Origin of the sequence: Ruminococcus sp. N15.MGS-57 (genome assembly GCF_000980385.1) — a bacterium.
Taxonomy (GTDB): domain Bacteria; phylum Bacillota; class Clostridia; order Oscillospirales; family Ruminococcaceae; genus Hominimerdicola; species Hominimerdicola aceti.
Genome location: NZ_LARF01000017.1, coordinates 31845 through 42567, shown reverse-complemented (window position 1 = coordinate 42567; position 10723 = coordinate 31845). Strand labels below are relative to the sequence as shown.

Genomic DNA, 10723 nt, shown 5'->3' with positions numbered 1-10723 from the left:
GGCGGTCTTGGTCATACTTCAGTTCTTTGGGTAGATAACATAAACGAGAGAGAAAAACTCAATAAGTTCGCTGCAAGAATGAAGACTTGCCGTCTTATCGTAAACACACCTTCTTCACTCGGCGGTATCGGTGACCTCTACAACTTTGACTTTGCTCCTTCCCTCACACTCGGCTGCGGTTCATGGGGCGGCAACTCAGTTTCTGAGAACGTTGGCGTTAAGCACCTGCTGAACATTAAGACAGTCGTTGAGAGGAGAGAGAATATGCTTTGGTTCAGAGCACCTGAAAAGGTATACTTCAAGAAGGGTTGTCTCCCTGTTGCTCTTGACGAGTTGAAGACTGTTATGGGCAAGAAAAAGGCATTCATCGTAACAGACCAGTTCCTTTATAAGAATGGTTATACAAAGGCTATCACAGATAAACTCGATGAAATGGGTATTCTCCACGAAACATTCTTCGATGTTGCTCCAGACCCAACACTTGCTTGTGCACTTGAGGGTGTTGCTCAGTTGAGAGCTTTCGAGCCTGACACAATTATCGCTATCGGCGGTGGTTCTGCAATGGACGCTGGTAAGATCATGTGGGTTCTTTACGAGCATCCAGACGCTGACTTCTTCGATATGGCTATGAGATATATCGATATCCGTAAGAGAGTTTACACATTCCCTAAGATGGGTGAGAAGGCATACTTCATTGCTATCCCAACATCTTCTGGTACAGGTTCTGAGGTTACACCTTTCGCAGTTATCACTGATGAAAAGACAGGTACTAAGTATCCTCTGGCTGACTACCAGCTCATGCCTAACATGGCTATCGTTGATACAGATATGATGATGTCTGCTCCAAGAGGTCTGACTTCTGCATCAGGTATCGACGCTCTGACACACGCTCTTGAGGCTTATGCATCTGTAATGGCTACAGATTACACTGACGGTCTTGCACTTAGAGCTATGAAGCTTATCTTCAAGTATCTGCCAGGTGCATATGACAACGGTCAGACAGACGTTAAGGCTCGTGAGGAAATGGCTACAGCATCTACAATGGCTGGTATGGCATTTGCTAACGCATTCCTCGGTGTTTGCCACTCAATGGCTCATAAGCTCGGTGCTTATCATCACCTGCCACACGGCGTTGCTAACGCTCTCCTTATCACAATGGTAATGAGATACAACGCTGACCCAACACCTAGAAAGATGGGTACTTTCTCACAGTATCAGTATCCACATACTCTTGAGAGATACTGCGAGTGTGCACATTCACTTGGTATCGTTGGTAAGAACGATGAGGATACACTCAACAAGTTCATCGACGCTATCGAGGCACTCAAGGAAAGAGTTGGTATCAAGAAGACTATCGCTGATTACGGCGTAGACGAGAAGCACTTCCTTGACACTCTCGACAACATGGTTGAGGACGCATTTGATGACCAGTGCACAGGTGCTAACCCAAGATACCCACTGATGAGCGAGCTGAAGGAAATGTACCTCAAGGCTTACTACGGCAAATAATCTTTGCTGACAAAGCAATTTGCAGAGTGACTAATATTTGATTATTAGTTGATCTATAATAAACCTCCGACTGCTTGTTCCCTTTAGGGAGCAGGCAGTCATTTTTTTGTTAATTTGCACTTAAAATAATAATGTAAGGTATGTATATTATATACTCAAATAACAGTTGAAAAAGGAAAAAATATATGGTATAATAGAATAAGTATAAATTATTTCAGAGCAATATCTGATGTGATTTTTACATAACACTTGGCGACACTCCGCCATACAAAGAGGTTACAAATATGAACAACAAAAATTATGACGTTATTATCGCTGGCTGCGGTGCGGCAGGTCTATATGCAGCACTTAACCTTTCCCGTGATTTAAATGTACTTGTGCTTTCCAAAAGAGAGCTGACATTGTGTAACTCTTCCCTTGCACAGGGTGGAATTGCAGGCGTTTATGATAATCCAATGGACTCGCCTGAATATCACAAACATGATACATTTGTAGCAGGCGGATTTGAAAATGATCCCGAGTCCACTCAGGTCCTTGTTGACGAAGCCTATATTGACATTGGAAAACTCATAGAGCTTGGTGCTGACTTTGATAAGTGTCCTGATGGATCATATCACCGCACTCTCGAAGGTGGACACGGTATGAACAGGATTTTTCATCATGCCGATACCACAGGTCTGGAGATCGAAACAACTCTACTAAGAAATGTTCAACAGCTAGATAATGTTGAGATACTCGAAAATGCCGTTATGTGCAACGCAAAGAAAACCGAAACAGGTTTTTCCATTCTTGTGCTGACTAATGACAACGAATATACGACATATAATTGCAGATACGCCATTTTTGCAACTGGTGGAATAGGCAGAGTTTACGAATACACTACAAACTCCGCTATCGCAACAGGCGACGGCATAACTATCGCTCATGAGCTTGGAGCAGAGATAAAAAATCTCAGCTATATCCAGTTCCACCCAACAGGCTTTAACAACAAGCACACTCGTGAAACTTTCCTTATCTCTGAATCTGTCAGAGGCGAGGGAGCTTATCTTAAAAACTGCAACGGCGAAAGATTTATGCAAAATTATGACGATCGTCTGGAGCTTGCGCCAAGAGATGTTGTTTCTCATGCGATCATGGCTGAAGCCAAGAAAACAGGCTCTGACAAATTCTATCTTGATATCACTCACAAAGACCCTGAGTTTGTCAGAAACAGATTTCCTATGATAAATGAAAAGCTTCTCAAAGCAGGTTATGACATGACCAAGGATATGATACCTATTTTCCCTTGTCATCATTACCTTATGGGCGGTATAAATGTTGATACATATGCAAGAACTAACATTGACAGGCTTTATGCCTGCGGCGAATGTTCACATACAGGTGTTCACGGCAATAACAGACTTGCAAGCAATTCCCTACTTGAAGCTTTGGTATTTTCAAGACGTGCAGCGGCTGACATCAATGAGAAGATAAAATCTGACAGTGGTGACCTTGAAACATATAATTTCAAGATAGACAATGAAGCCCCACACATTCCTCAGGGCATAAGAACAGAGATAAGAGATATAATGCAGCGTGCATATTTCGTTATCCCTGATAAGGAGGCTTTGCCGCCTGATCTTGAAGAAGTAACAAAGCTAAAAAATTTCCTTTGTGACGGTAATTTCAAAATAGACAGAGATTATGTTGAAGCAAGGTCTCTTACAACTGTCGCTTATATCGTATTAAAGGACGCTATCGAAAAGCTCAAATCCAAAGAAAAAATGGAGGAAAACAAATGAGATTAATGCAGTTTCAGATCGACGATATCATTAAAACAGCTCTGCTGGAGGATATCAACTATATAGACGTTACAACGGATTATCTTGTTGACGAAAATTCAGTTTCAACAGCAAAGTATGTTTCAAAGGACGAAGGCGTTCTTTGTGGAATTGATGTTGCAATGAGAGTTTTTCAGCTTCTTGACAGCAATGTTAAATGTAAGATATTTATCCATGATGGTGAAAAGGTCAAGAAAGGTGACATTATCGCAAGAATAACAGGCTCAACAAGAGCCTTGCTCAAAGGCGAAAGAACGGCACTGAATATCGTTCAGCATATGTCAGGCGTTGCAACTGCAACAAACAGATGCGTTGAGCTTGTAAAGGGTACAAAGGCGTCTGTTGCTGATACAAGAAAAACGCTCCCAGGTCTTAGAGTTTTGCAGAAATATGCAGTTACAGTAGGCGGTGGAAAAAACCACAGATACAATCTTTCAGATTGCGCAATGCTAAAAGACACTCACCTTGACGCATATGGCAGCATGACAGGCGCAGTAAACGCTCTCAGAGAAAAAATGGGACATACTGTCAAGATAGAAGTTGAAGTCGGAAACCTTGAAGAACTCAAAGAAGCTCTTACACTTGGCATTGAGATAATCATGCTTGACAATATGACAAATGAAGATATGGCAAAGGCTGTTGAAATGACAAATGGCAAAGCACTTTTAGAAGCTTCAGGAAACGTGACCTCTGAAACAATCCGTGCAATAGCTGAAACGGGCGTTGATATCATTTCTATCGGTGCTATCACACACTCAGTCAAGGCGTTTGACATTTCAATGAAAATGGAAAAGTAAGATAAAACAAAAGCCAACGCCATATTAAGGTGTTGGCTTTTATGCTTAAATGGGGGGAAAATATGCGTTATTACAAAAGATCTCATGTGCATTACAGCAAATCAGCAATGAAAATAGTAGCGTTAGTTTTCATGTTGGTTGGCGTGACATTTCTTGCAGTTGGAATAGTTTTTGCAATACACCAAACTCAACTCAAAAACAGATGTACTCTTGAAGTCAATGCTATAATATCAGACATTCTCAGTAAAGATGAACGACATGAGAACGATGACGGACACGTATCATACAGCACAGTTTACACACCAGTGTATTCATATAACGTTGACGGACAGCTCTACACCACTCACAGCAATACATATTCCAGCAACATCAGATACAGAAGAGGACAAACGATCCAGATATTCTGTGACCCTGACGACCCTGAAACGTTTTATGCACCAAATGATACAACCAATACCATATTAACAGTTGTTTTCTGTGGATTAGGCGGGCTATTTGCGATTATAGCAATAGTGCTTATCATAGTGCTTATACATATAAAGAAAAAGCAGAAATCCGAAAAAAAATTTGCAGAAAATGAATTATACGAAGAAAATAATTATCCATACGACGAATAATTCTGAGAGGAGGAATTTTTATGGCAAGCATTATGGACGGTGAAAGACAATTTCACATCAGAACTATCCCTGAAGAAGTGGGCAGATATGTTATTATGCCGGGTGACCCTGGAAGAGTGCCAAAAATAGCGGCACTTCTTGATGACGCAAAGCAGGTGGCTCAAAACAGAGAATACAATGTTTATACAGGCTATCTTGACGGTGAAAAGGTAACTGTGTGCTCGACCGGTATCGGTGGGCCATCTGCGGCAATTGCAGTGGAGGAACTGGTAAAGTGCGGCGCAGACACATTTATTCGTATCGGTACAAGCGGAGGAATGGATCTTTCCGTTAGCGGTGGCGACCTTGTTATAGCTTCGGCGGCTGTTCGTGGCGAAGGTACGTCAAAAGAATATCTCCCCGAGGGCTACCCTGCTGTGGCAGATTTCACGGTCACAACTGCACTGGCAAAGGCAGCTGCGGCACTGTCAGAAGATAAGCTTGGCAAGCGTTATCATGTGGGCGTTGTCCACAGCAAGGACAGCTTTTATGGAGAAGTAGAGCCTGACTCAATGCCTGTGAGCGGCGATATAAATTACCGCTGGGACGCATATTTAAGGTGCGGCTGTATGACTTCCGAAATGGAATGTGCCGCAGTTTTCTCAGTAGGTATCGCAAGACACGTCCGCTGTGGAGCTGTTATAACAGCTATATGGAACGTGGAGCGTTCAAAGGCAGACCTTGAAGACAATGTGAGCGACGACACCTCAAGAGGTATCCACTGTGCGGTGAACGCTGTGAAAATACTGATAAAACAGGATAAAAAGTGATAAAAAGCCGCTGTGACGTTTATTGTCATAGCGGCTTAAATTATTTTATTCTTATTCCAAGAAGCATTGCAAGCTCCACAGCTTGATCTGCTGAAAAAACAGCGTTTCGGAGTTCTCTGAATGTATCAGAAATGCGCAGTCCACTTACAAGACAGGTAGAAAAATCAACGCCGCCGAGAGCCGTTCTGAAAAATGATGTGCCAAGGTATTTACTTCCGCTTGTCTTAAACGCTTTTAAATTGCAGGAAACAAGCTCAGCGGAGGACATATCACTGTTTTTCACCTGGGTTTCAGACAGCTTGCATTTATCAAATATGGCATATCCGCAGTTTGAGGATTCAAAGGCTACACCTTGAATGGAGCAATCCTTGAACTCTGCACCAACGAGCTTGCAGGAGCGGAACTCACATCTGCTGAGGTAGGATGAGTCCAGTGATGAATTTGACAGATCGCAGGATATGAACGTCACATCAACGAATGAGGAACGCTCAAAATCGCAATCGGTAAAGGTGCAGTTTTCAAACATACAGTTTATAAATGACAGGCAGGAGAGATCTTCGCTTTCAAGATATTCTCCGCTAAATTTACAGCCTGAAATATCGCTGTCAGTGCGTTTTGCAGTACGTTTGACTTCGTTAAGGTCGCACAATGGAAGGTCTTGCATCTTATTCACAGCTTCCCTCCCAATTGTCAGAAAAATCAAAATTCTCAGGAAACTGCTCTGCTATAACTGTCTTTGAAAACTGTGAAGCAGTTTCTATAAGCTCTTTGCCTCTTCCCGTCCATGTGAGCAAGTCTGCATCTATATCAACGGCCTGAAATGCAGTTTCAAGGCTTATTGACCTAAGGTCAGCTGCAATGAACTGCGGTTTTGATATAAAACGCCATATAAACGGCTGAGCACAAATGAACCTTTCGATATATTCAAGGTCTATATTCTTTCTGTATTTTGAGATAAGCTGACCCCTTGTGACTTTAGGTGAATGAAACCTAAACCACATCACTGAGAACGGGTTAAAGCTCTGCACTGCAAATTCGCCTTTGTATTTCTTCATCATATGGTCAACTCGGCTTTCAAGCTCTCCAAATGGCGCACCGCCTTTGAGCTCAATAAGAAGTGGCACTTTGCCGTCAACAGTTTTCAGCACCTCTGACAGCAGTGGTATTTTTTCATCACTGCCACCAAGTCTGAACGCAGACAGCTGTTCATATGTGTAATCAAACACCTTGCCCTCAATGCCGCACATTCTCATAAGGTCATTGTCATGGAAAACCACAATGCGGCAATCCTTTGTTAGACGTACATCAAGCTCGATAGAAAGACATTTTTCAACCGCAAGCCTGAATGCAGTAAGAGAATTTTCAGGAACAAGATCTGAGTGAAGACCTCTGTGAGCAATATATTTGCCAAAATCCATATGGGATACCTCTTTTCGTATTAAAGTCATTTATATTATACTCTCCCAGGCTTAGATTGTCAACTGTATCACGCTGGATAATATATATTTCATTCACAGAAAGTTTAAGAATTATCACACAGTATCATCACAATAATAAGATATAATTAAATTTATGTTATGCAGAGGATTTTCTCTCAAAGGAAAGGACAATTATTATGATAAAGAAATTAGCCGCTGTTACAGCAGCTCTCACAATAGCTATTTGCAGCTTTACTTCATGCAGCAAAAATAACGACAGCTCATCAACCGTATCTTCCACAGTGGATTCTTCTGTTTCAGCTGTTGACAGCACAACTGAAAAACAGACACCTGAGCCGTCCCTTACAATTGACGGCAAGTCCATTGATACTAAGGACTTTATCGTTTGCACTATTGACGGCAAGGATATTGATTTTGATACTTTCAGATACTATTATTATTATACTATAAGCAAGTACACTTCCACTTACGGAGCTACCCTTGACACTATCAAGTCAACTGACGGTGGTTTTAAGCTTCTTATGGAGGATGTTATCACTGCACTTAAGCAGGAACTTGTTGCACCTGAGCTTGCAGAAGAAAACGGAATTAAGCTTACAGACGATGACAACAAGACAATTGATGACCAGATAGCTAAAGCAAAAGCAAACTATGATTCTGATGAAGCTTATCTTAATGACATTAAGTCGGCTTACCTCACAGAGGATCTTTACAGGAAAATGCTTGAAACGGCTGCTATCTATACTAAAGTAAACGATACTCTTTTTAAGAATAACGGTAAGTATGCAACTAAAAAAGAGGACTTTAAAAAAATAGTCAAGGATACAAACGAGTATTGCCGTGAAATTCACGTTATGATCCCTTTCTATGCACAGGTAGATCTTGATGACAGTACCGCTGACAGTTATGACAGCATGTCACTTTCAGACAAAGCGAGCGCAAAGCAGTCAGCTTATGCGAAGCTTGATGATGATGGTGTAAAGAAAGCTAAGGAAAAGGCTAAGAAGCTTGCAGAGGAAGTTCTGAAAAAAGCTCAGGACGGAGAAGACTTTGACAAGCTTATTGAAAAGTACGGCTGGGATCTCGGTCTTGAAGATCCTTCAACAGGATATTATTTCAATAAAGATACGACTGGATATCCTGAGGAGCTTGTAAAAGACGCTTTCAAACTAAAAGAAAACGGCATTTCCACTGAACTTACAGAGAATGACACATATGGATATTTCATAATCAAGCGTTTGCCGGTTGATATGGATTATGTAGAACAGAACATAGACGATATGATCTATTCATATGATACACCTGCTATCTCAAAGCTTTACAACGAAAGAATGGACAAAATGGAAGTCAAGTATTGCGACCAGTGGGACAAGATAACTGCGGACAGCATAACCTGATGGGTCATGGTATGATTAAAGAGCCTGAGCAGATCTCAGGCTCTTTTTATGCGTTTTTGTGATTGACGTGAGAGTGAATATCTGATATAATAAAAACTGAGGTGATCTTACGGACAGGCTGAAATTTCAAGATGCTTGCGATAAAATCATAGGCAAAAGCCGTGAACGCAACGGCATCGGAACTCTAGGTGAGAAAACGCTTCATGCTGTTTTGAAAAACTATTTTGAGCCATATGGTGAAAATCAGGAGATACGCATTGGCGGATATGTGGCTGATATCGTATGCGAAAACGGTGTTATCGAGGTACAAACAAGACAGTTCAACAAACTGCTGAAAAAACTTGAAGCCTTTCTTGACTACTGTGACGTGACAGTGGTCTACCCTATCCCTGCGGTCAAATATGTCCGTTGGATAGATACTGAAACAGGAGAGTTGTCAGAAAAGCACAAATCGCCGAGAAAATACACTATCTATGAAGTCATGCCCGAACTGTACAAAATAAAATACACCCTTGATAACCCCCGATTTCATTTGTGCCTTTGTATGCTTGAAACCGAGGAGATAAGATTGCTTAACGGCTGGTCAAAGAACAAAAAGCGTGGATCTTCACGTCATGACAGAATACCAAAAGGTCTTATTGATGAAATACATATCGACTGCCCTGCCGACTTTGATATGTTCCTCCCGGAGGACCTGCCAAAGCAGTTCACTTCTAAAGACTTTGCCTTTAATGCAAAGATATCTCGTGAATATGCACAGGTAACGCTTAATATACTCACATATCTTGAAAGAGTGAAACGTGTGGGCAAACAGGGTGCTAATATACTTTATGAGAAAACTGAATGAGCAAGGCTCTTTACATACAGTGCGAAAGGAAGCTGTCAATGAAACTAAAACGAAAAATCAGCAGGATATTATCCATGACGCTGGCAATAATGCTGCTTGTGCCTGCGATGTGTGCAGACGCATTCAATTTTACACCTACATCAGGCTATGACGATGAAGGAAAAGCGATACCGTTGGAGCTTTACTCTGAAGCGGTCTATATGGTCAATCTTGACAGCGGTGAAGCTATCGTTGACATAAACGGTGAAGACGAGCGTGTGCCTGCTTCCCTAACAAAGATAATGACTGCTGTGGTGCTTCTGGACAAATTCAAAGGTGATGAACAAAAACTAAAAGATACATACTATTCAGCAGGCTCGGAAGCATTTGATGAACTATATGATACTGGTGCTTCAACAGCTGATATACAACCAGGCGAAGAAGTAAGCTGTTATGATCTCCTGGCGGCACTGCTTATCCCATCCTCATGTGAAGCAGCGAATATAATCGCTTTGAATGTGTCCGATTCCATAACAGGATTTACAGACCTTATGAATGAAAAAGCTGAAAAACTCGGCATGGAAAATACACACTTTTCAAATGCACATGGTCTGTGGGCGCAACAGAATTATTCGTCCTGCAAGGATATGGCAACTCTTTGTGAATATGCCATAAGCAAATATCAGGTATTTCGTGATATTGTCTGTCTGCCAAGCTATCATATGGCATCCACCTCTTATCACTCAGATGGTACAGATATTTATAATACAAACCTTATGCTTGACTCAATGACCGATTATTACTACTCCTATGCTAAAGGCATAAAGACAGGCACCCTTGACTCCGCTGGAAGATGTTTAGCTTCATATGCGGAATATGAAGGCACCACATATCTTATTGTGACAATGGGTGCACCAATGGATAAGCTTGAAGAAGATGTGAAGAAGGGCGAGGAAGATCCTGATTCCATATATGGTGGAGATAATGTTTACTACAACCTCCTTGATCACATCAGTCTTTACAAATGGGCATTTTCAAGTCTTGTAGCAACGGATTTTGTGGACAAAAACAGCGAAGTCCGTGATGTAAAGGTAAGCTATGGTGACGGCATAGATTACGCAAATCTAAAACCTGCAAATGGTTTTACAAGGCTGTGGCCTGTAGATATATCAGTAAATGATGTGGAAAAGAAAACAACCGTTTATGACAACGTTGTTGCACCTGTTGAGGTTGGCGATGTGCTTGGTAAAATGGAACTTGTCTACAAAGGTGAGGTGCTTGCAACTATAGATCTCGTTTCCACAACTAAAGTAGAACGTTCCCAAGTCAAAGCGAAGGTTAAAATAGCTAAGTCATACTTTGAATCGTCTGTTTTCAAGGTCACATTAACAATACTTATTGCACTTATAGTAATATACTCTGTGATACATATTGCAAAAATACAGAAAAAATACATGAAATAAAATAAGCGGTCTGCTCACTATGAATTGTGAACAGGCCGCTCTTTTG

General features: G+C 41.4%; 10 protein-coding genes. 8 read left to right on the top strand and 2 right to left on the bottom strand.

What is annotated here, in order from left to right; all coding sequences use genetic code 11:
• The 5 genes from WS40_RS04970 to udp all read left to right on the top strand — a co-directional run.
• Nucleotides 1–1509: iron-containing alcohol dehydrogenase (locus WS40_RS04970; protein ID WP_046440672.1), on the top strand; the 1509-nt coding region annotated here is incomplete at its 5' end.
• Between the two features lie 284 nt (nt 1510–1793).
• On the top strand, nt 1794–3290 hold the full coding sequence (locus WS40_RS04965; protein ID WP_046440670.1) for an L-aspartate oxidase: 1497 nt from the start codon (nt 1794–1796) through the stop codon (nt 3288–3290).
• Nucleotides 3287–4126, top strand: a complete 840-nt coding sequence (gene nadC, locus WS40_RS04960) for a carboxylating nicotinate-nucleotide diphosphorylase (RefSeq protein WP_046440668.1) — start codon at nt 3287–3289, stop codon at nt 4124–4126. The genes WS40_RS04965 and nadC overlap by 4 nt, the downstream gene beginning before the upstream one ends.
• Before the next feature lie 107 nt (nt 4127–4233).
• The gene (locus WS40_RS04955; RefSeq protein WP_325208426.1) at nt 4234–4743 is read left to right on the top strand and encodes a DUF3592 domain-containing protein; all 510 of its coding nucleotides are present in this window, start codon (nt 4234–4236) and stop codon (nt 4741–4743) included.
• 20 nt (nt 4744–4763) lie between these two features.
• Complete coding sequence (udp, locus tag WS40_RS04950; protein ID WP_046440664.1) at nt 4764–5552, top strand: uridine phosphorylase; 789 nt, start codon at nt 4764–4766, stop codon at nt 5550–5552.
• Between the two features lie 40 nt (nt 5553–5592).
• Here udp and WS40_RS04945 read toward each other — a convergent pair whose 3' ends face one another.
• Together WS40_RS04945 and WS40_RS04940 are read right to left on the bottom strand one after the other, a co-directional pair.
• The gene (locus WS40_RS04945) at nt 5593–6216 is read right to left on the bottom strand and encodes a pentapeptide repeat-containing protein (protein ID WP_325208427.1); all 624 of its coding nucleotides are present in this window, start codon (nt 6214–6216) and stop codon (nt 5593–5595) included.
• A gap of 1 nt (nt 6217) precedes the next feature.
• The gene (locus WS40_RS04940; RefSeq protein ID WP_325208425.1) at nt 6218–6970 is read right to left on the bottom strand and encodes a glycerophosphodiester phosphodiesterase family protein; all 753 of its coding nucleotides are present in this window, start codon (nt 6968–6970) and stop codon (nt 6218–6220) included.
• Between the two features lie 197 nt (nt 6971–7167).
• Here WS40_RS04940 and WS40_RS04935 point away from each other — a divergent pair, with 197 nt between their 5' ends.
• The 3 genes from WS40_RS04935 (at nt 7168) to WS40_RS04925 (ending at nt 10677) form a co-directional block, all read left to right on the top strand.
• Nucleotides 7168–8388: a peptidylprolyl isomerase gene (locus WS40_RS04935; RefSeq protein ID WP_046440662.1), complete on the top strand. Its 1221-nt coding sequence runs from the start codon at nt 7168–7170 to the stop codon at nt 8386–8388.
• Nucleotides 8389–8599: 211 nt separating this feature from the next.
• A complete protein-coding gene (locus WS40_RS04930; protein WP_325208424.1) occupies nt 8600–9235 on the top strand; it encodes a hypothetical protein in 636 nt (211 codons plus the stop codon).
• Nucleotides 9232–10677, top strand: coding sequence for a D-alanyl-D-alanine carboxypeptidase family protein (locus WS40_RS04925; protein ID WP_325208423.1), 1446 nt, complete (start codon nt 9232–9234; stop codon nt 10675–10677). Before WS40_RS04930 ends, WS40_RS04925 begins: the two co-directional genes overlap by 4 nt.
• Nucleotides 10678–10723 lie beyond the last annotated feature (46 nt).

What these genes read in the sequence shown, in the direction of transcription:
- nadC (WP_046440668.1), top strand. Translation starts at nt 3,287, where the DNA reads ATGAGATTAATGCAGTTTCAGATCGACGATATCATTAAAACAGCTCTG.
- WS40_RS04935 (WP_046440662.1), top strand. Translation starts at nt 7,168, where the DNA reads ATGATAAAGAAATTAGCCGCTGTTACAGCAGCTCTCACAATAGCTATT.
- udp (WP_046440664.1), top strand. Translation starts at nt 4,764, where the DNA reads ATGGCAAGCATTATGGACGGTGAAAGACAATTTCACATCAGAACTATC.
- WS40_RS04955 (WP_325208426.1), top strand. Translation starts at nt 4,234, where the DNA reads ATGAAAATAGTAGCGTTAGTTTTCATGTTGGTTGGCGTGACATTTCTT.
- WS40_RS04925 (WP_325208423.1), top strand. Translation starts at nt 9,232, where the DNA reads ATGAGCAAGGCTCTTTACATACAGTGCGAAAGGAAGCTGTCAATGAAA.
- WS40_RS04945 (WP_325208427.1), bottom strand. Translation starts at nt 6,216, where the DNA reads ATGCAAGACCTTCCATTGTGCGACCTTAACGAAGTCAAACGTACTGCA.
- WS40_RS04965 (WP_046440670.1), top strand. Translation starts at nt 1,794, where the DNA reads ATGAACAACAAAAATTATGACGTTATTATCGCTGGCTGCGGTGCGGCA.
- WS40_RS04940 (WP_325208425.1), bottom strand. Translation starts at nt 6,970, where the DNA reads ATGGATTTTGGCAAATATATTGCTCACAGAGGTCTTCACTCAGATCTT.